Annotated in this window: 9 protein-coding genes and 1 other RNA gene; 7 read left to right on the top strand and 3 right to left on the bottom strand. The window is 53.4% G+C overall.

Annotation, left to right across the window (positions count from 1 at the left end; translation table 11 throughout):
- Nucleotides 1-435 precede the first annotated feature (435 nt).
- The 7 genes from IXC47_RS00965 to IXC47_RS00935 all read left to right on the top strand — a co-directional run bounded on the left by IXC47_RS00965 (nt 436) and on the right by IXC47_RS00935 (nt 19,472).
- On the top strand, nt 436-2,898 hold the full coding sequence (locus IXC47_RS00965) for an acetamidase/formamidase family protein (protein ID WP_195874438.1): 2,463 nt from the start codon (nt 436-438) through the stop codon (nt 2,896-2,898).
- A 437-nt stretch (nt 2,899-3,335) separates the two neighbouring features.
- Complete coding sequence (locus IXC47_RS00960; protein WP_175625099.1) at nt 3,336-3,812, top strand: chemotaxis protein CheW; 477 nt, start codon at nt 3,336-3,338, stop codon at nt 3,810-3,812.
- Nucleotides 3,813-3,857: 45 nt separating this feature from the next.
- Nucleotides 3,858-5,561 carry a methyl-accepting chemotaxis protein gene (locus tag IXC47_RS00955; protein ID WP_195874437.1) on the top strand — a complete coding sequence of 568 codons (1,704 nt, stop codon included), beginning with the start codon at nt 3,858-3,860 and terminating at the stop codon, nt 5,559-5,561.
- Between the two features lie 160 nt (nt 5,562-5,721).
- The gene (locus tag IXC47_RS00950; RefSeq protein WP_195874436.1) at nt 5,722-7,425 is read left to right on the top strand and encodes a methyl-accepting chemotaxis protein; all 1,704 of its coding nucleotides are present in this window, start codon (nt 5,722-5,724) and stop codon (nt 7,423-7,425) included.
- Between the two features lie 598 nt (nt 7,426-8,023).
- Nucleotides 8,024-14,620, top strand: a complete 6,597-nt coding sequence (locus tag IXC47_RS00945; RefSeq protein WP_195874435.1) for a DUF7933 domain-containing protein — start codon at nt 8,024-8,026, stop codon at nt 14,618-14,620.
- A complete protein-coding gene (locus IXC47_RS00940; RefSeq protein ID WP_195874434.1) occupies nt 14,617-18,747 on the top strand; it encodes an OmpA family protein in 4,131 nt (1,376 codons plus the stop codon). The genes IXC47_RS00945 and IXC47_RS00940 overlap by 4 nt, the downstream gene beginning before the upstream one ends.
- Before the next feature lie 149 nt (nt 18,748-18,896).
- Nucleotides 18,897-19,472 carry an outer membrane beta-barrel protein gene (locus tag IXC47_RS00935; protein WP_195874433.1) on the top strand — a complete coding sequence of 192 codons (576 nt, stop codon included), beginning with the start codon at nt 18,897-18,899 and terminating at the stop codon, nt 19,470-19,472.
- A gap of 36 nt (nt 19,473-19,508) precedes the next feature.
- On the opposite strand, the gene IXC47_RS00930 is transcribed toward IXC47_RS00935, so the two are convergent.
- The 3 genes from IXC47_RS00930 to IXC47_RS00920 all read right to left on the bottom strand — a co-directional run bounded on the left by IXC47_RS00930 (nt 19,509) and on the right by IXC47_RS00920 (nt 21,806).
- Entirely contained in the window at nt 19,509-20,171 is a 663-nt protein-coding gene (locus IXC47_RS00930) for a response regulator transcription factor (RefSeq protein ID WP_195874432.1), read from the bottom strand.
- 520 nt (nt 20,172-20,691) lie between these two features.
- Nucleotides 20,692-21,052: a transfer-messenger RNA gene (gene ssrA, locus IXC47_RS00925) on the bottom strand.
- 94 nt (nt 21,053-21,146) lie between these two features.
- Nucleotides 21,147-21,806 carry an HAD family hydrolase gene (locus IXC47_RS00920; protein WP_175625106.1) on the bottom strand — a complete coding sequence of 220 codons (660 nt, stop codon included), beginning with the start codon at nt 21,804-21,806 and terminating at the stop codon, nt 21,147-21,149.
- Between the last annotated feature and the right edge of the window lie 49 nt (nt 21,807-21,855).

Genomic DNA, 21,855 nt, shown 5'->3' with positions numbered 1-21,855 from the left:
GTTGATTTCGGGAATTATAGGTGGATCAGAAAAGCCGGATGGAGGTGAAACGTTAACATTTGCAAATATTCGCGTTTTGGCCTGATTTTGCTTGGCGCGGGCCGTGTTTCTTATGATACCGGGGCAAGTATGGATGCTGTCTTGAACGCACATACACATTTGTTGCTGTATGGAAATGCTTTGTTGTGGCTTTTCCGCAAATTACAATGAATTGTTCGCTCCTGAACAAGTTTGCCCGCGTTGAGCAGCCTAGTATCTGCTCAATTCTATCTCCATTCCGCAGCGCCGAATTTATTCCAGGCAATGTTGTATATGAATGAGTTTCTCATTCTTTTTGTCAGCCCGGTCTGATAGCGAGTGAGCTGTCGTAATATTGCATTGAATAGAATGAGCGTGCCGCTGCAGGCATATGGAATTGGAAGATGTGGGTGAAGCATGGCTGATAACTTTAATCGTTTTTCGACGGACGCCTTCCCTGGCGAGTTGCGTGCTGCAGCATGGCAGCAAACCTTGAGTCGAATCGGACTGGCCTGTGATTTCCCCGCAGCTGAACGCACACCTTTGCATGGTTGTGCCTCCGTCAGTGTTTCTTCCCACGCTTCCGTATTCGCTAAATTACATGGTTCACCACAGATATTGCATTCGCCGCAGGATGCGGTGGGCAAGCGCAATGACGTCGTCCTGATCCTTGCGCTGCTGGAAGGTCATGGCCAGGTCAGTGTCGGTCCCGAATCTGCGACTGTGGATGCCGGTGATATCTTTTTGCTCAATCCGCAGCAAGACTGGCGTCTTGATTTACGAACTGCATTTACCGCGATTCTGGTCGAACTGAAGGAAGCCGGATTCCTGGCACGCCTGATGCGCACCGGTTCCAGTGATTTGAACAAGGTGGCGACGAGTTTTGGTACTGGTGGTATCAGTGCTGACTTCCTATATTCGATAGGCGAACACTTCGATGGCCTAGGCCCGGAAGACCTCGGGCAAATGGAGGCTAGCCTGATCAGCCTGTTGATCGCGGGCATGGCGCGGCATGCGGATGCCGAAGACTCTGGTGATGGTGATGCCGAGCATTCGACCTCGGTTCAGCTCGGACATTTGCGTCGGGTTTGTCGCAGCATAGAGAACCGCCTGACCGATCCGGATGTATCGATAGGCGAAATCGCCCGTATCGAAAATCTATCTGCGCGTTATATACAAAAATTGTTTGCAGGTGGTGATACCACCTTCGGTGAATATGTGAAGAAGCGCCGACTGGATCGTTGTCGCAATGATCTGGCCAATAGCGCGCTCAAACATTTGACCATCTGCGAACTTTGCTTCCGCTGGGGCTTTAATGACGCGGCAAACTTCAGTCGCGCTTTCAACCTGGAGTTCGGCATCAGTCCGAAAGCGTATCGCTCTTCTGCGGGCAAGCAAGTCGCTTTGCATTTGCAGCGGGGACGTCCTGCCAGCAATGCTGCAGCGACTTCTGAAAAGAGGCGCAACAGTCGCAAAACACACGGTGCCCCACGTGTTGCGCACGTCGATGGTGTGGCGGATGGCCTGCGTGACCAATTTGCCAGCATACTGAGTGAAATTGCCGAACATGCGCATGTTCCGCTCGGCGATGAGGCGGTGTCGACCAACTCCGTACAAAGCAAACATCACTACATTCCGGTTTCGGACAAGACTGTGCACTGGGGCTATTTCAGCAAAACGATCAAACCGGTCGTCAGCGTACATTCAGGCGATTGCGTCACGATAGAAACGCTGACCCAGCATGCATACGATGATTACGAGCGCATGATCAAAAATGATCCGGGCGCAGAGAGCGTATTTCATTGGGATGCCAACGGAAAGTCGGTAGACCGGCGCGGTTCCGGCCCGATAGACGGTTCCATCTACGGACGTGGAGCAGGTGAGGGCTTTGGCGTACATATCTGTACCGGCCCGGTTTATGTGCAGGATGCAGAGCCTGGCGATGTGCTGGAAATACGCATCCTTGATATACAGACCCGTCCCGCAGCGGCGGAAGAATACGCCGGCAAATCATTTGGCAGTAACGCCGCGTCATGGTGGGGCTTCCATTATCACGACTTGCTGACCGAACCCAAGCCGCGTGAAGTCGTGACCATCTACGAAATCGAGCATCCGACGCATGAGCATTGCTGCGCGAAGGCGGTCTACAACTTCCGCTGGACGCCGCAGACCGATCCGTTTGGCGTGCGCCATACCACTATAGATTATCCCGGCATCCCGGTTGATCACAGCAGCATCGTGAAGAACTATGGCGTACTGAAAAATGCGCGCATTCCTATCCGGCCCCACTTTGGTGTGATGGCAGTTGCGCCTTTGCTGGACGATGAAGTGGATTCAGTGCCGCCAGGTTCGTTTGGTGGAAATCTGGATAACTGGCGTGCGGCCAAGGGTTCTACCCTGTTCCTGCCGGTCGCGGTGCCAGGGGCCTTGTTCTCGGTTGGTGATCCGCATGCGTCACAGGGCGATTCCGAACTGTGCGGCACGGCGATTGAGTGCTCGCTGACCGGCGAGTTCCAGCTGGTTCTGCATAAGAAGAAAGACATAGCCGGGACTTTCCTCGACGATCTGGATCATCCCTTCCTCGAGAGCGAGACTGAATGGGTAATCCAGGGCCTGAGCTATGCCAATCACCTGGTCGAGCTGGGTGCCAACGCGCAGGCTGATATTTACAAAAAGGCTTCGCTCGACATGGCGATGCGCGATGCCTTCCGCAAGACCCGGCGCTACCTGATGACTGCGCACGCCTTAAACGAGGATGAGGCGATATCCCTGATATCGGTGGCGGTCGATTTCGGTATCACCCAGGTTGTCAATGGCAATTGGGGGGTACACGCCATCATCAAGAAATGCATACTGGGCCATCCGGACGAAGCGATTTAAGGACGACATCGCGTTGCATTCAATGCAGACCAGGCGTCGGATAGATGGCTATGGTGTTTGACGGATGTATGCATGCCCTTATCAATAAACAAATAATCCTGCCTCGGGAATAGAAACGATTCCCATATCCGATGATTAGCGTGTTTTTCCTCCTCCTTGCCGGTTTATACACACGGCTGATTACAGCGTCTTTTCCCTCAATAAAACGTTAAAAAAAGTACCAAATACACAAACGTTTTTCGCGATTTAACCAAAAGTCACAGATACACCAGAATATCTTCGTGATGGCCTCGTTTTTCTCTAAAGATTCGTTACGGAATGACGTAATCAGGATTAAGTTGAAGGGGGAATTTTTCCCGTTTCAACTGCCTATATTTTTACGCTAAAAGTGTTAACCACAGCGCAAAAAAACAATCCTTCTTATAAACAGGCCACCCATGCAAAACAAGCAACAATCTCTCGGCGGGACCGAGGTATTGGCGTTTACTTTAGGCAGCGAAGAATACGGCATCGATATCCTGAAAGTTCAGGAAATTCGTGGTTACGACGCTGTTACGAAAATCGCTAATGCACCCGAGTTCATCAAAGGCGTTATTAATCTGCGCGGCATCATCGTACCGATTGTTGATATGCGCATTATGTTCAAACTGGGGGCGCCTACTTATGACCAGTTCACGGTCGTCATTATTTTAAATATTGGTAATCGTGTAGTCGGAATTGTGGTCGACAGCGTTTCGGACGTCATCACACTCAATAGCGAGCAAATCAAACCGGCCCCGGAAATGGGAACCTCCATGAATGCAGACTTTTTGATCGGGCTGGGGACGATAGAAGAGCGCATGCTGATTTTGCTGGATATAGACAAGCTGATGTCTTCATCCGAAATGGGACTGATAGAAAAATTAGCGGCCTGATAAAAAATAGAGCCGTCTTCACAATAATGGTCTGAGAGGGAAAAAATGTTTAATAACTTGTCAATCAAGATGCGCTTGATAGGCACGATGGCCTTTATGGGCATCATGCTGATCGTTGGTGGCGCCATGGGTGTATTTGGCTTGCAAAGCACCAATGACTCACTGAAAAATGTATACGGTAACCAGCTTGCGTCATCGCAGGCGATTGATACTGCAATGACGCGCTTGTTCCAGGCGCGCTCGAATATCGACCGCGTACTGGTCAAGCCGCATGCAGCGAATGCAGGCGATCTGATCGCCCGCGCCGCGAGTTTGCGCGCGCAGTCTGACGAGGCATGGAAGCGTTACACCGAATTACCAGCGGATGCAGAAGAGAAGAAGCTGGCGGAAGACGTGAATGCCAAACGTGATGCCTATATACGCGACGGCGCACTGCCTTTGGTCACTGCGATCCAGGCTGGACGTTTTGAAGAAGCAGAGCGCCTGATGTTTGAAAAAACCACGCCGCTCTTCATAGAACTGAATAACAGCGCGGAAAAGCTGTCGGACTTCCAGATGAAGGTCGCCGCTGCCAGCTATGAAGCGAGTCAATCCATGTACGGGATGTTCCGTATCGCTGCGATTGGTGGCGTATTGTTTGGCCTGATCGTGGTTGCGATCGCTGCTTTCTTCCTGATCCGCGCCATCATGCAACCGCTGACTGAAATGCTGGGTCATTTCAGCGCGATTTCTTCCGGTGATCTGACCAGCCGCATCGAAGTCAAATCCCGTAATGAAATGGGTGTCTTGATGAGTGGTCTGCAAGTCATGCAAAAAAGCCTGATAGAAACCGTCTTCAATGTACGCCAGGGCAGTACCGCCATCGGTGTCGCCACCCAGCAAATCGCTGCCGGTAACCTGGACCTGTCCAGCCGTACCGAACAACAAGCCAGTTCGCTGGAAGAAACTGCGTCGTCGATGGAAGAACTAACCTCGACCGTCAAGCAAAATGCTGATAACGCACGTCAGGCCAATCAACTGGCAGCTTCGGCTTCCACCGTGGCAGAAAAAGGTGGTGTGGTGGTTTCGCAAGTGGTCGATACGATGGAAGACATCAATACATCGGCGAAGAAAATTGTCGACATCATTGGTGTGATTGATGGCATCGCTTTCCAGACCAACATCCTTGCCTTGAATGCCGCAGTGGAAGCAGCGCGTGCAGGTGAGCAAGGTCGCGGCTTTGCCGTGGTCGCCAGCGAAGTGCGCAACCTGGCGCAACGTTCCGCCGCTGCTGCCAAGGAAATCAAAACATTGATCGGTGATTCGGTAGATAAAGTCGAAATCGGTAGCAAGCTGGTCGCCGAAGCCGGTGTGACCATGAAAGAAGTTGTTCATGGCGTACAGCAAGTGACCGACATCATGTCGGAAATCACTGCAGCCAGCCAGGAACAAAGCGCAGGTATCGAGCAAGTCAATCAGGCGATTAGCCAGATGGATCAAGTCACGCAACAGAATGCTGCGCTGGTTGAAGAGGCTGCCGCTGCCGCTGAATCGCTGAATGAACAAGCCGGCAAACTGGCCGAAGCAGTCAGCGTCTTTAAACTGGATGGTGTGGCTGCCGCTACGCCGCTTAAAAAAGCTGCGAGCAAAATCACCGCAGTTCCCAGCACACCAGCACCAGTCAAGCGCGCAATCTCGGCACCCGCTCCGGCGCGTCAGAAAGTAGCGAATGGCGCGCCGACCGGTGGCGACGATTGGGAAGAGTTTTAAATCCACGCCCATCTGAAGTGTGTGATTGAGGCAGGGGCAGCTTTATCCCTGCTTTATCCCGACTATGCGATGACATCAAGTTCGCCAGCAGGCCTGGCAACTTGATGTTTTTTCGTGAACATCCTTTTGCAAATATCCTTTCTTCACTTTGAGTATAAAAATGAAAATAACTAATCTGAAAATTGGCGTACGTCTGGGACTGGCGTTCGCTGTGATACTGGCACTGATGGCATCCATGATCGTGATCGGTGTCTGGCGTTTGCAGGAGGTAGCACAGGCTACTGTGCATATGGAGGAGGCCGCTACCAAGGAGCGGCTGACACATCAATGGTATCTGGGCAATATCGCGAATGCAGTGCGTACCGCAGCACGTGTACGTAGTAATGATGCGGAAGTGCAGAAGCAATTCCAGACTGAAATGGAAGCGCAAAGCCTGGAAATCACCAAGCTGCAAAACCAGATCGTTGAGTTGATTCATAGCGACGAAGGCAAGAAGCTGATGAGCGTCGTCGGTGAGAAGCGTACTGCTTACATGGATGTCCGCAAGGATGTGTTCAAACTCAAGGCGGAAGGCAATCCTGCAGCTGAAGCCGCAGCAAAAAAACTGATAGAAACAAAAATGGACCCGGCGCTGCTTTCCTACAATCAGTCGGTACAGGCTGTCGTGGAGTTTCAGCAAACGATTTTCCTGAAAGCCAAAGCCGAGGTCGATGAGCTGTATGCATCCGGCCGCACGGTCCTGATTGCTTTGGGCACCATGGCTTTAATATTGAGCGCGATACTGGCGTGGCTGTTGTCACGCAGCATTACACGCCCGCTCGATTACGCGGTGTCGGTTGCGCGTACCGTGGCCTCCGGTGATCTGCGTAACAAAATCCAGTCCAACTCCAACGATGAAACCGGCCAACTCTTGTATGCCTTGCGCGACATGAATGATGGGCTGGTGAAAAGCGTGAGTCAGGTGCGCACAGGTATCGATACGATAGCGACCGCTTCCAGTCAGATCGCTGCCGGTAATCTGGATCTGTCCAGCCGCACCGAAGAACAGGCCAGCTCATTGGAAGAAACAGCATCTTCGATGGAAGAACTGACTTCTACCGTCAAACAGAATGCTGACAACGCACGTCAGGCAAATCAACTCGCCGTATCTGCGTCGGGAGTCGCAGAAAAAGGCGGTGCGGTTGTATCACGCGTGGTCGATACGATGGAAGACATCAATGCCTCGGCGAAGAAAATCGTCGACATCATTGGCGTCATCGATGGCATTGCATTCCAGACCAATATTCTGGCACTGAACGCAGCCGTCGAAGCAGCACGTGCTGGTGAACAAGGTCGCGGCTTTGCCGTGGTGGCGAGTGAAGTGCGCAACCTGGCACAACGTTCTGCGGCAGCAGCCAAGGAAATCAAAACACTCATCGGTGATTCGGTCGATAAAGTGGAGCTCGGCAGCAAGCTGGTTGAAGAAGCTGGCGTGACTATGGATGAAGTGGTGCAAAGTGTGCGTCATGTCACTGACATCATGTCCGAGATCATGGCAGCGAGTCAGGAACAAAGCGCGGGTATTGAACAGGTCAATCAGGCGATCGGTCAGATGGATCAGGTCACCCAACAAAATGCAGCATTGGTAGAAGAAGCTGCGGCTGCTGCGGAATCGCTCAATGAGCAAGCGGCGAAACTGGCTGAAGCAGTCAGTGTATTTAAGTTGGACAGCTCGGCTGTGACGGTAGCACCAGTGAGAAAAACAGCGAAAGTACAGGTCGTTCCTTCGCATGGTGATGCTGCCAATCGTGCGATCTCGGCTCCAGCGCCGAAGAAGATTGCGAACGGTGCTAGCAGCGGTGCCGACGATTGGGAAGAGTTCTGATCTTCACTGTTGTAAAAAAACGAAGCCGGGTTTAGACCCGGCTTTTTTTATGCACTGTGTTTGCAAGTGCAAATTTTGTAAACGATGTGTTGGATATTTCAAACGGATTGTGAAATTGAGACGCGCCTATGTCGTCTAGTTTGCAAACGTTTACTCAACAAAAAAATCATAAATTATTTCCATGTGGAAATAATTTACGCGTGTATGTGCGTCGTATCGATAAGGCGATAACGCGCTAACTAATTGTTTTTCTTGTGAGAATTTATTTCTTATCAAAAATATTCACACGCGACTCTTCTCGCATTTTCTCCTTCTTCTCCGCTCCCCGTAGTTCCGCACGTCTCAGCATTTGTCAGCATTTCCATCGCGAAACTTATTAACCTCCCGCAGCATTTCTTCAGCGAGTTTTCTTCTGTCAACACCGCGTCAACAGGACATCTGCCGCAATTCGTTTGCAAATGTTGACGATCGTTTACGTGCGATTCCTCCGCCTGAAATTTATATTCCGTTCGGAAATTTATTGCATTGGATCAATTTTTTAGCAGTCGATCGCTGTGCTCCTGGTTTTAAAAATTTTTGAAAAGTAGATAGGTCTGCCATGTCGCGTCCCACAATTTTTGCCAAATCGTCTTTCGCATCCATGCTCCGGTCAGTGCCTCTGGCTCTGGCGATGGGCTTGTTGCCTATGTCTGCATTTGCTGCATTGACTGCATCGGTGACGACGCCGGACCCGTCTTCTTTTTATCCGGGCGAGGTGCGTACCCTGCGCATTACTTTGTCGAACAATGCGACGGTGCCTGTCAATAACACCGCGTTTGACAATCTGTTGCCCGGTACTTTGCCGAACGGTTTGAAAATAGCCGGTACTCCGGTTTCTACCTGCGGCGGAACCATGACTACCTCGGTTGGTACGCAGCAGATCAAGCTGGATGGTGGCGTAGTTCCAGCTGCAACGACAAGCCCTGCGGTAGACGGCTCTTGTACTATCGATATTCCTGTTACTGCGGGAACTTCGAACGGTGCCGCTGCTAGCTACGATTATCAATTGGGTAGTGGTGCGGTAACCGGTACAGAGAACGGCGTTAATGTGGCGAATAGCGGTCAGGTAACCCAGACCTTTGGTGTACGCGCGCTTGCACAGCCGGAAATTAACAAGTCATTTGCAAATTCGAACCTGGTACTTGGTGGTGCGCCGACCGCGTTGACTGTTACCGTCAGCAATACGAATCCGGTTGCTATCGACAGTTTTAACATTGCTGATGCATTCCCTCAATTGGGTGGTAGCAGCATCATCAAGATCGCTACTCCTCTGGTTGCAAATGCTACCTGTACCGGTGGCGGTCCCGCTCCGACTATCACTGCAGTTGCAGGTGCCACGACCGTAAGTGGTAGTGGTACTTTGCCCGCGAGCGGAAGTTGTACCTTCACAGTCAACGTCGAAGCGAACCAGACCAATGGTGCATATTCGACCGGAGCGCAAACCAACCGTATCAATCGGTCCACGGGCTTCACCAACAGCGTGGGTATACCCGCATCTGCCGATGCAACTGCAAATGTCACTGTCCTTTCGCCGCTCAAGGTGTCAAAGGCATTTTCTGCGGCATCGTTATCCAGTGGAGAAAACGGTAGCTTCACGATCACGCTGACGAATGAAGGCGACACACCGCTTAACATCAGCAATTTTGTAGATAGTCCTATTGATGGAGTGGGTGGCGCAGACGGAACCAAAGGTCTGTTGGTAACTGGCGCCACCAGCACATGTGGTGCTGTACCGACCACTACTGCGGTAGGATTTTCTTTGGCAGGTGGCACCATACCTGCGAAAGTCGGTAATACAGCTGGAACTTGTACCGTCACCGTGAACTTTACCGGTCGTGTGCAAACTACTGGTGTTCCGGTTACTTATACCAATGCATTGTCGGAAGGCGCGGTCAATGTCGGTAACCCGGCGATACGTAGTCAACCGGCATCCTCCTCCATCCTGGTGGCGGATGATTTGCGTGTTTTGAAAACCTCTACACCTACCTCGGTGGCACCGGGTAACCCGATCCGCTATGAGGTTGAAGTACAAAACTACGGTGCAGGTGCGATCAACAACGTCAGCATTACTGACACCTTCACCAATGGCCAGACATTTCTGACCGGCACCATCAACGGAGTAAATTACTCGCCGACAGTGACTGGCGCAGGTTGCGGCGCGGTGAGCACGTCGTCGCCAGTCGGCGCAACATCACCAGTGGTTAACCTGACGACGGTTCCTGGTCGCAGCACCATTAACGCACCTGGTTCTTGTAAGGTCAGTTTCTGGGCGATGACTTCGCTGACTACCAATACCTCGACTGCTAACGTTATTAATTCAGGTGGCGTCTGTTACAACAATGGTGCAGGTCAGGTTTGTAACGGCGGTGGTTCGAATACGACACCGCCTAATCCAACTGCTCCGGTACTTTCTGTAAGCAAGGCATTTGCAGAATCAGCGCCTGGCGTCAGCACTTTTGCCGAAGGCACCATCGTCCGCATGACGATCAGGCTGAACAATAAATCGGTAAATCCGCTGACCAGCGTAACCATCTCCGATACTTTGCCAGCGGCAACTGCGGGTGGTGGTCTACTGCGTGTCGCAACGCCATCGAATGCCGCCAGCACCTGCGGTGCGCCGACCATCACTGCAACACCAAATTCAACTTCGGTCAGCATGAATGGCGCAACCGTTCCGGCTCGTGCAGGCAACGGGACAGGCGCGGATGGTACTTGCGTATTGCAAGTGGACGTAGTGGGGCCTGCTGGTGTGTACAACAATATTGCAACGGTAGGCGGCAATGAAACCCTGGCAGATAACCAGACGCGCTCGCTGACGCCGCTGGCAACGAATCAGGCGACCGTGACCTATACCTCGGCGCTGACTGCAAATAAAAGCTTTAATCCGGCCAGTGTAGCTTCTGGTGGCAAATCGACTGTTACCGTGCAGCTGCTGAATTCGAGCACTCTGCCACTGACCAACGTGGCCGTGACTGATCCATTGCCGACCGGGATGGTTTTGGCGAATCCGACCAACGCATATTCGACTTGTGCAGGTACACCTGTCATTACCGGTGCAGCTGGAGCGAACTCGATTTCGCTAGCTGGAGCCAGCATCAACGGCGGCGGAAGTTGCTCGCTGCTGTTTGATGTCATCGCAACGGGTAGCACGAACTGGCTTAACAGCATTCCAGCCAACAACATCACCGCCGACGGTGGCGTACGCAATGTAAGTTCGGTCGATGCGACCCTGATACGTAATGCGCCAACCAACCTGACCATTTTGAAATCGACGAATCCATCTTCGTTGACCTTTCCGGGCCAGGTCAGTCAATTGACGATTGATATCAATAGCGGTACCCAAGGCGTTACCAATATGGGTGTCACCGATTACTTCACGACTGACGGTACTGCTGGTGCACCGGAAAATGGCTGGGTTATCACTGCGAGTCCTATGGCGAGCACGACTTGCCCGGGGGGGAATGTGGTTGCCGTGCCCGGCTCGCGCTCGGTCAGCCTGAGCATTGCAACATTGGCGGCGAACACGACTTGCTCGGTCAAGGTTAATGTGACTTCAACCGTGGCAGCGGGTGTGACCAACATCATCCCGGCAGGTGCCTTGCATACTGACCAAGGCCTGACAAACAGCGCTCCTGCATCGACCAGTCTGGCGACCAGCAGCAACTTAGGTATCGTCAAGCAGTTCACACCGAATGTGGTCAAACCGGGTGAGCGTTCGCGTTTGCGCATTTCCTTCTTTAACCCTACGGCACAGGTGGGCACCAACCTGTCGGTGAACGATACTCTGCCAGCTGGCGTGACAATTCCTGCTGATGGTGGCAATCCGACGACGACATGTACAGGCGCAACAGTGACATCTTCCGGCGGCAACGTCGTACAAGTCAGCGGCGGCACGATTCCTGCTGCAAGTGGCCTGGTACCTGCCAGCTGCTACGCGGAAATCGATGTACTGGTTGCAGCGGCAGGCGACTACGTCAATACGATTCCGGCTGGTGCCTTGTCTGTCACTATCGGTGGCACGACAACCAATAACACAACGCCGACCAGCGATACTTTGCGCGCAAAATCGCCTTTGTCGGTGCACAAGGCGTTTAGTCTGCTCACGCTGGACGCAGGTAATCCTGCTGGCTTCACTACCGGTATTGATAATAAGGCCCCTGGTGCGATTGCAGTGCTGACCCTGCGTTTTGAAAACACCAATGCCACCGCATTGACCGGCGTCAATGTGACAGATGTCCTGCCGACAGGTCTGGTTGTGGCACCTACGCCGGGAGCGAGCACTACCTGCGTCGGCGGTGTAGTGACCGCTGATCCATCGGGAACCAGCGTGCGCCTGAGCGGTGCTACGATTGCTCCGACCAGTTCTTGTACGGCGACGGTCAACGTCTTGAGCAACGTATCAGGTACTTATACCAATACGATTCCGGCTGGTGCAGTCACGACTAATGAAGGTGTCGTGAATGAAGAGCCGACACGTGCAGAACTGATCGTCTCGACACCACCGACCGTTAGCAAGCAGTTTTCTCCTGCAGTGATTCCACCGAACGGCGTATCGCGCCTGAGCATCGTCATTACCAATGACAATGCGACGACGATGACCCTGACGTCCAATTTTGACGACGTACTGCCGGTCGCTCCTGGTCAGATCAGCCTGACGGCGACGCCTGGCATTACGACCACTTGCGGCGGCACGGTCGATGCAGTGCCGAATGCAGTCAGTGTACGTTTGCGTAGCGGCGGTACCATCCCGCCAGGCGGCTGTACCATCGATGTCAATGTGACCGGATTTGCTGCTGGTGTACATACCAACAATATCCCGGCCGGTGCCTTGCAAACCAATCTGGGTAATAACCAACAACCTGCGAATGCACCGCTGACTATCAGCACACGTGGCTATATTTCGGGCAAGGTATTCAAGGACAACAAGCTGGTTCCTAACGGTGTATTTACCAGTGGTACCGACACCCCGATTGCCAACTCGCCAATTGAATTGCGCAGCGGCCCGACTTGTAGCGGCCCATTGCTTGCAACCGCGACGACCGATTCACTAGGTAACTATATATTTGCCGACCTGGGTGCGGCCACCTATTCGGTGTGCCAACCTACACAACCACCAGGAACACTGAATGGCACGACCACTGCGGGCACGATAGTGAACGTAGCTGGCAGCACAGGTACACCAGGCACAGCCTCTAACCCAAGCACGACCAGCAGCCAGATCGCGAATGTCGTACTGGGTGATAACGGCGCGGGTGAAATTTCGGGTTCGATTAATAACAACTTTGCAGAGATCGCTGCATCCACGATTTCCGGTAAGGTATTCAAGGACAACAATCCGGTACCGAATGGCACGTTTGAAAGTGGTGTAGATACACCGCTGCCAGGCGTCACCATCCAGTTGCTGAATGCAGCGAATGTTGTGGTCGCAACGACAGTAACCGACGCTGACGGTAACTACAGCTTCAGCGGATTGTTGCCAGGCACTTATTCTGTGCTGCAGCCTACCCAGCCATCTGGTACCAGCAACGGTATTACGACAGCAGGCCCTGTGCCTAACGGTGGTACGCCAGGTACAGCTACGTCGCAGGCGGTCACGCCTAGCCGCATCAGCAATATCGTTCTGCCGCCGAATACATCGACGCTGAACAATAACTTCGCAGAAGAAGGGCACGGTGGTGCGACTGGTGTTGTCTATGACGCGATCACACGTCAACCGGTTTCCGGCGCAGTGGTTACCATTCAGGGACCTGCGGGCTTTGATCCGGCGTTGCATGTGATTGGTGGCGTTGGTGCGTCGACTACCGGTGCTGATGGCTTGTATCAATTCCTGTTGAATTCGAACGCACCCCCAGGCATGTATACCCTGGTTGTGACCACTTATCCTGCGGGTTACACACCGTCGCCATCGACATTGTTGCCGGTATGTTCGAATACCTTGCTGGTCTCACCGACCCCAGATCCAGCGCTGGTACAAAGCAACGTGGGTGCACCGGCACTGGCAATAACCAAGCAAAATCCTGGTGCTTGCCCGGCTACCACCAGCACGCTGGGTTCCGGCTCGACGCAGTACTACACGACATTTAATCTGTCGAACACGCCAGGTCCTACCAGATCGGCCAACGTTGGGAATAACCATATCCCGCTGGACCCAGTCCTGGGTGGTGCGATCGTGATGACGAAGAGCACCCCACTGGTCAACGTGGTACGTGGAGATCTGGTGCCTTACACCATCACCGCCACCAACACCTTGGCGGCAACCTTGACGGGCATCAATGTCGTCGACGTGATACCAGCTGGTTTCCGTTATCGCACCGGTACCGCTTCGCTGAACGGTGTGCCAACCGAACCTTTGGTCAGCGGTCGCAACCTGACCTGGCCTAACCAGACTTTCACAGCGGGTGAGCGCAAGACACTGCGCATGATGCTGGTCGTCGGTACCGGCGTCTCTGAAGGTGAATTCGTTAATCGCGTCTCTTCAATTAACGACATCACTAAAACGCAAGTCTCGAACACAGCTTCGGCTACCGTGCGCGTGGTGCCAGATCCGACCTTTGATTGTTCCGACATCATCGGCAAGGTCTTCGATGACAAGAATGCCAATGGTTATCAAGACCAGGGTGAGCCAGGTATTGCCAACGTGCGTATCGCGACTGCCCGCGGCTTGCTGGTGACCAGCGATCAGGAAGGGCGTTTCCACGTAGCTTGCGCGGCCATTCCGAATGCGGATCGCGGTTCCAACTTCGTCATGAAAGTGGATGAACGCACTTTGCCGTCCGGTTATCGCCTGACTACAGAGAACCCGCGCGACGTTCGCGTCACCCGCGGCAAGATGGTCAAACTTAATTTTGGTGCAAGCGTACATCGCGTAGTGCGACTGGAACTCTCCAGTGCTGCATTCGTAGGTGAGGGCACAGAATTGCAAGCACCTTATATCTCGGAGCTGGATAAATTGCCGGAGCAACTGCAATCACGTCCTACGGTTCTGCGTATTGCATACCGTCAGGGTAAGGAATCCAAAGACCTCGCCAAGAAACGCATCGCTGCCGTCAGTGATCGTGTACAGCGTATGTGGAAGGAGAAGCGCAAGAAAGGGCATGAGGAAAGCGAGCCACTTGTTCCGCTGATGATAGAAACAGAATTGGAGGGCGCGCAATGATGCTCCGACCACACACCATCGCATTGGCGATCAGCATGTTGTTTGCCGGTCCATCCACCTGGGCGGATACAGAGATTAATGGCAAACGTATCGATAACGGACGCATCGATTTGCATTCGATACCGCGTCCGGCGGAAGTGCAACCGAAGATTGCCTATCCTATGCCGTCCGGCGTGACACGCGCTGAAGCGACCGAGATGCGTAATCGTGCTGCGCAAGTACCTGCTGCACCTGCAGACCTGAGCAAGGCACTGCAGGAAGCCAAAGGCTTGAGCCTGTTCGTATCCGGTAAAGCTGACCTGACACCGTCCGCCAAGGAATCGCTGGATGCATTGATAGCCGAGATCCACGCACGTAAAGGTGTGATCGCCGGTATGCGTATCGCGATCGTCGGTCATACCGACAATCAACGTCTGTCACCGAATGCCAAGCGTATCTTTACCGATAACCAGGGTTTGTCTGAAGCGCGTGCGCTGACGGTAGCCGCTTACCTGAAGCAGGCATTGAAAAATCCTGCGATCACATACTCGATAGATGGCAAGGGCGAAAGCCAGCCGCTCGCATCGAATGCGACACCCGAAGGCATGGCCAAGAATCGCCGTGTGGGCTTGCAAGTCTGGTTTGATATGGCAGCACCAGTAGTTGCCTTGCCTAAGCCTGCACCTTGTTCACCGCAAGCGATGTCGCAGATGATAGATGCGCCATTCCGTATCACTATCGACGGCGTACCGTTCCAGGGTAATGACGCGAATGAGGCGGATGGGCAGCGTTGTACCGACGTTGCGCTTGAGCGTGCAGATATCCAGGTACGCTACGACAGTCTGGCAATTGCACCGACCATGAATATCTGGGCAACGCCGAATGCAGCTGTCAAAGGCCAGCAAGTCGAATTCCGTGCCTGGTCCAACTACATACCATGGCTGAAGAAGGCCGAGTTGCGTTTGTTCAAAGCAGGACAAAAGACACAAGAGCAACCATTGGAAGTGTTGCCAGTTTCGTGGACCGGTGTGACGAACTGGACTGCACCTGTGGTCGCGGATGACCAAGTCTTTTATCTGTTGCGCGTGTATGACGAACAAGGTCGTTTCGATGAAACCAGTCTGAAGTCGCTGAATCTGTTGAATCGCGCGATGCCTGCAAATGAAGATCAGGACAAGATAGAACGTGAACGCCTGACTGGTTACGGTGAAAACAGCCTGGCACTGCGCAATATCCCGGTGACCGGCGGCACGATTACCGTCAATGGCACTCATATGCAGCCAGGTCAGCGCGTCGCTGCCCTCGGACTGGATTTGCCGGTGGATGCGAATGGCAAGTTTGCGATGAAGCAAATCATGCCAGCCGGTCCGCAGTCAGTCGAAGTCACCGTGACTGAAGCAGATGGTCGTGCGAACAGCTTCCGTCGTAATCTGAACATTGCAGCCAATGACTGGTTCTATCTGGCACTTGGTGATTTGACGGTAGGGCAGAACAAGACATCGGGCCCGATCAAACTGGTGACGGGTGACAACGGAGATCATTACGACAATAAAGTCTACGTCGACGGTCGTGCCGCGTTCTACCTGAAAGGCAAGATCAAGGGCGAGTACTTGCTGACTGCTTCGGCGGATACGCGCGAAGGTCCGTTCAAGGATTTGTTCTCGAACTTCTCCAGCAAGGATCCTAAATACCTGTTGCGCAGCATAGATCCGAACCTGTATTACCCGGTCTATGGCGATGACAGCACCACGGTTGACGATGCGCCGACACAAGGTAAGTTCTATGTGAAATTGCAAAAAGGCGACTCGCATGCGCTGTGGGGTAACTTCAAAACCAGCTGGACAGGTACCGAGTTGATGCAATACTCGCGTGGCTTGTACGGTGCGCAACTGCGTCATCGTTCGGAAGATGCAACCACCTACGGCGAGAAGCAAACGCAGATCGATGCCTTCCTGGCAGATCCGGGTACCTTGTCGTCGCGTGAAGAATTCCGTGGTACCGGCGGTTCGCTGTACTACCTGCGCCACCTGGATATCACGCAGGGTTCGGAGCGGGTATGGGTAGAGGTACGCGACAAGGATTCCGGCATGGTGATCGAACGTCGTGAGCTGGCACCAGCACAGGACTACGAGATCAACTACCTGCAAGGTCGCATCTTGCTGCAATCGCCATTGTCATCGACCGGCGGCAGCGCCAGCCTGATCATGACGTCGGCGGTGAGCGGCAATCCGGTTTACCTGGTGACGACTTATGAATACGCACCAGGTGTGACAGCCATTAACAATCTGTCGACCGGTTTCCGTGGCAGCCAATGGCTGAACGATCACGTACAACTGGGTATCAGCAGCTACCATCAAGGCGAAGACGGCACCAGCCAGACTCTGAAAGGAGTAGATGGTACCTTCCGTTACAAACCGGGTACCTGGGTCAAATTCGAAGTAGCACAATCGAAGGGGCCGGGCAGTGGTTCGCAAACTTCGCTGGATGGTGGTTTCGGTTTCAACAGCCTGAATCCCGGTACCAACCAGACGGCTGGTGCGCAGCGTGTGGAAGCAGCGGTCGACCTGGCAGAAGTCACGGACGATATGAAAGGCAAGTTCTCCGCCTATGCGCAGAACCGTGAACGTGGTTACTCCGCACCAGGCCAGATCGGTGTCAGTGGTGAAGCGATCCGGCAAACAGGTGTGAATGCTGACGTCGAAATCGTGCAGGGTACACGCTTGCTGGTCAAAGCTGATCAACGTAACGGTGATCTGCAGGATAGCCAGAACCTCGAAGTCGCAGTGCGCCAAACCATCAATCCTGAATGGGATGTGGCAGTCGGTACGCGTATGGATGACCGCAGCAAGGTGGTTGCCAATGCTAGCCCATTGCTGTCACAAGTCGGGTCACGTACCGATGCACAAGTACGTGTCGGCTACAAACCGGAGCGCAAGGATGGCAAGCCGGGTGAGAAAGATGACTGGGAAGCATACGGTTTCGTGCAGGCGACACTGGATCACGATGCCACACGCGATGCAAATAATCGCGTTGGTGTAGGTGGCTCGCTGCAAGTCAGCGAACGCGTCAAGCTGCTGGCCGAAGTATCGGATGGCAGCATGGGTATAGGCGGCAAGGTGGGTGCTGATTACCGTGTATCGGATCGTAGCAATGCCTACCTGACCTATGCGATGGAAACAGAAAGTCCGGATATCGCGTGGCGCGGTCGTCAAGGAACTTTGGTTTCCGGTGCCAGCACCCGTGTATCGGATCAGTTGCGTGTCTTCGGTGAAGGACGTGCTTCCAACGGTGCAGGTCCGCAAAGCCTGACCCAAGCCTTCGGTATAGACTGGGCGCCGAATGATCGCTGGAACTGGGGCGCCAAAGCTGAATACGGTACGGTCTCCGATCCGTTGGCGGGCGATCTTGAACGTCGCGCGCTGGGCGGTTCGGTCGGCTATAAAAAGGATGGCCTTAAATACGGCGGTAGCCTGGAATGGCGCAAGGACAGCGGCAATGTGTCCGGTGAGCGCACAACCTGGCTGATGCGTAATACCCTGGGTTATCAGGTTGATCCAGCCTGGCGCATCCTGAGCAAATTCAATGTGTCACGCTCGCGCAATAACCAGGGGGCATTCATCGATGGTAACTATCGTGAATTCGTGTTGGCCAGTGCTTACCGTCCGGTCGATAACGATCGCTGGAATACCTTGTTCAAGTACACCAACCTGAACAATGTACCTACCAATGGTCAATTGACGCCGTCCGGCCTGAATGCGGATTACGCACAACGTAGCCAGGTGTTTGCAGTTGATACGATTTACGACTTGCTGCCGTGGTTGTCGGTAGGTGGTAAGTATGCTTTCCGTATCGGTGAACTGAAGACCCCGGTGGCCGGTGGCGAATGGTTCTCCAGCCGCGCGGATCTGTGGGTGCTGCGCGCTGACATACATTTCGTCAAAGAGTGGGATGCACTGGTTGAATTCCGCAATCTGCGTGCGACGGAAGCGAAAGATGCGAAGGCAGGTGCATTAGTTGGTCTGTATCGTCACTTCGACAAAGGCATCAAAGCGGGTGTCGGCTATAACTTCACCAACTACTCGGATGATTTGACGGACCTGTCGTATCGCGCTCGTGGCTTCTTTGTGAACGTGTTGGCGACTTACTGATCGAAAACGCAGGCGGAAGGCAAAATATTGCCTTCCGGAATGTGTTGACGGCTGTTTCTGTATAATGCGCGGCCTATAAGGTCGGCATGGCAGCAATTTGCCGTTTCCCATTGTTCAGGGTCACGCATTCCGTTTTCGTCAGAAGTGTAATGTCCATTAAACCGCTCGTTTTTGCAGTGCTATCCGTCGTTTCCGCCGTTTCGTTTGCAGATGAAAATGATGTCGGGAAATTCTATTTAGGCCTGGATGCCGGTAGTGGCAAGGTCAAGAAAAAAGACCCGCTAAATCCGAGTTTTCGGGTTACCTCCGAAACTGACAGGGTGGATGGCGGCCGACTTTACGTCGGTTACCAGATCACGCCCAAGCTGAGCGTAGAGCTGGGAGCAGTACGTCCCAGCGACTATAAGCAAAGCGCGACTAACGGCGTTTTTTCTTACAATGCGCGGGTCGAGACCAAAAATCATGACCTGGCTTTCTTTTATAAATTACCCGAGGTTCTGCCTGGCCTGTATGTACTGGGCGGCGCGACGTATTCGACTATCAATACCACCGCCGAGTTTCCTGCATTACGCAGAACTAACTCGGTCCGGAAAACGGATACAGACTTTACCTGGGGTGGCGGTTATGAAGCCCGGCTGTTCGGCAACGTGGACGGACGCATCATGTATGCGCGCTATGCAGGCACCAACCTTGTTACGGTCGGTCTCAAATATCGTTTCAAATAGGATGGGATAGGACGCAGATGCCTTGTTAGCGGCTGTTTAAAATACTTCTATGTCGGCGCAGAAGCTATAGCCTTTGCCATGTTCGGTCCGGAACGGCAGTTCTTCCGGACAGTTTTCGCGCCAGCGGCGGCGCAGCCGGCTAACGATTTGCTCCAGCCTGCGCTCATCGTAATCCAGCCAGTCGGCCCCGAAGGCATTCGCAATCGTACGGCGGCTGACCGCCTGGCCGGATTGCGCGGCCAGCAGTTCAAACAGTTTTAGTTCGTGTTCGGATAATACTTCGGCATGGCCGTTAGGCGCATATAGCTTGCGTTCCACGGTATCGAGTCGCCATCCACCCAGTCCCATACGCCGTTCCAGCGCGCTGATATGGGCCAATAGCTCGTCATAGCGTACCGGTTTGACCAGGTAGTGATCGGCACCGTCGCGTAAGCCAGTAATTTTGTAATTGACGCCGCCCTGGGCGGTCAGCATGATGATGCCGCATTTGTTGCGATACTGACGCAACCTGGCTGCGACTTCCAGGCCATCGCCGTCCGGCAGTCCCACGTCTATCAAGGCGATATCCATGACATCCATCAGGGGCATGAATTCTGCGGCGCTGCCTGCTTCCATCACCTGATGTCCTTCGCTCCTCAGGAAGTCGGCGATTTCCTGCCGATAGTCAACCTCATCTTCCAGTAACAACAGCTTTGCCATATCTGTATACGCCCGTTATCAGCCTGCCCAATACATACTTGCCGCACTTATCCTTCAGGGCGCATATTGCCATACATTTTTTGCGTGTTGATGTGGCTAGGTCAAATGATCACCTCTTTCCTGAGCCGGAAAGCGCATAGGGTGGGACTTACGAAGCCGGACGACTCACCATTTCGATAGTTGAAATAACATCCCTGACCTTGAATGGCTTCAGAAGGATGCGGGAAACTTGCAATATCTTTAGGCGTTCAGCCAATTCTTCGTCGCAGCTTGGTGTGATGATGAAATCCAATAGCTGTCTGGCTCGATTCTGTTGCCGTAAGGGGAGGAGTGTCAATAAGGACCTGCCAGTGGATTACGATAGTGGGCTCCCGACTGTGTGCTTGCAAGCGCACACCGCTCAGCCAGCACAACGCATGCGTTGCGCAACCCTGGCTACGCCCCGCGTCCCGCGAGTTCGATCCCCTCAACGTCAATACAAATAAAAAAGGCCATCCTGATGGATGACCTTTTGTATTGGTGGTGGAGGCGGCGGGAATCGAACCCGCGTCCAGAAGCACTCTACAGACAGTTCTACATACTTAGTGCTGCCATTTGATTTAACCCGTACGACGCGGACGCACACGCTGCGGACAGGCGAGTCACCTATTGTTTAACGTCTTGCCAAGTGACCCGGCACGACGCGATTCCTTGTATATGACTTCACTGCTGTTGCCAGCCCGCCCCAAGGAAGAAACGGTGTGAAGCTAACCGGTATTAAGCGGCTAGTGCGTACGAGTTATCGTTTGCAGTTATTACTTTTCTGGTTGTATTTACGAGGTGACCAGTCCTCGGTATGCCCTGCGCTGCTTTGCAACCCCTGTCGAAACCAGGTCGCCCCCAAAGCATTGCCATTGTATCGCATTAGATGGGGTGTTTCACGGCAGATTCAAGTGAGCCGATTTTTGCCGGTGTATCTGAAGCTGTACTGCCGTTTTACTGCTTAATCAGTGTAAATAATTGCTGTGGTGACTCTGCCAATGCATCCGCATTCCAGCTTGCCGGTTCTACATTTCCGCAATAACCCCAGCCTGCTGCGATGGTAGTCATGCCAGCAGCCTGGCCAGCCTGGATGTCGCGTAAATCGTCGCCAACGTACCAGCAGTGCTCAGGGTCTATGCCTATGCGTTTGGCGGCTTCAAACAGTGGGGCCGGGTGCGGCTTGGGATGGCTGGCCGTGTCGCCGGAGACGACGCAGGCTGCGTGATCCAGACCAATTTGCGGTACCAGTCTGTCGGTCAGGTAGCTGACTTTGTTAGTGACGATGCCCCAGACGATGCCCTGATCCTGCAATTGCGCCAGCAGTTCAGTGACGCCATCGAACAGACGGCTTTCTACTGCTATCGATGCTTCGTAGTTTTTCAGGAAAGCATCGCGTAGTTCAGGATACTCGGCATCTTGCGGAGTCAGGCCAAAGGCGGCACCGATCAGGCCACGTGCGCCAGCAGAAGCAGTAGGACGCAGCAATTCGTAGTCGGTTGGTTCCAGGCCGCGTGCAATGCGTAATTGATTGACGGCTCCGGCCAGGTCGGGCGCGGTGTCCGCGAGTGTGCCGTCGAGATCAAACAATATGGCGAGTGGCGTGCGTAGTGTCATGTGAACTCGTGCAGAGAGGTAAGCAAGGCCAGGCTACATGCGCAGGCCT

This window comes from Herminiimonas contaminans (assembly GCF_015645465.1).
Lineage (GTDB): Bacteria > Pseudomonadota > Gammaproteobacteria > Burkholderiales > Burkholderiaceae_D > Oxalicibacterium > Oxalicibacterium contaminans.
Note: the sequence above shows the minus strand (reverse complement) of the source record. Positions and strands in the feature narration are given on the sequence as shown.

Coding starts and splice junctions, on each gene's coding strand:
- IXC47_RS00955 (WP_195874437.1), top strand. CDS start 3,858: ATGTTTAATAACTTGTCAATCAAGATGCGCTTGATAGGCACGATGGCC.
- IXC47_RS00960 (WP_175625099.1), top strand. CDS start 3,336: ATGCAAAACAAGCAACAATCTCTCGGCGGGACCGAGGTATTGGCGTTT.
- IXC47_RS00965 (WP_195874438.1), top strand. CDS start 436: ATGGCTGATAACTTTAATCGTTTTTCGACGGACGCCTTCCCTGGCGAG.
- IXC47_RS00930 (WP_195874432.1), bottom strand. CDS start 20,171: ATGGCAAAGCTGTTGTTACTGGAAGATGAGGTTGACTATCGGCAGGAA.
- IXC47_RS00945 (WP_195874435.1), top strand. CDS start 8,024: ATGTCGCGTCCCACAATTTTTGCCAAATCGTCTTTCGCATCCATGCTC.
- IXC47_RS00950 (WP_195874436.1), top strand. CDS start 5,722: ATGAAAATAACTAATCTGAAAATTGGCGTACGTCTGGGACTGGCGTTC.
- IXC47_RS00920 (WP_175625106.1), bottom strand. CDS start 21,806: ATGACACTACGCACGCCACTCGCCATATTGTTTGATCTCGACGGCACA.
- IXC47_RS00940 (WP_195874434.1), top strand. CDS start 14,617: ATGATGCTCCGACCACACACCATCGCATTGGCGATCAGCATGTTGTTT.
- IXC47_RS00935 (WP_195874433.1), top strand. CDS start 18,897: ATGTCCATTAAACCGCTCGTTTTTGCAGTGCTATCCGTCGTTTCCGCC.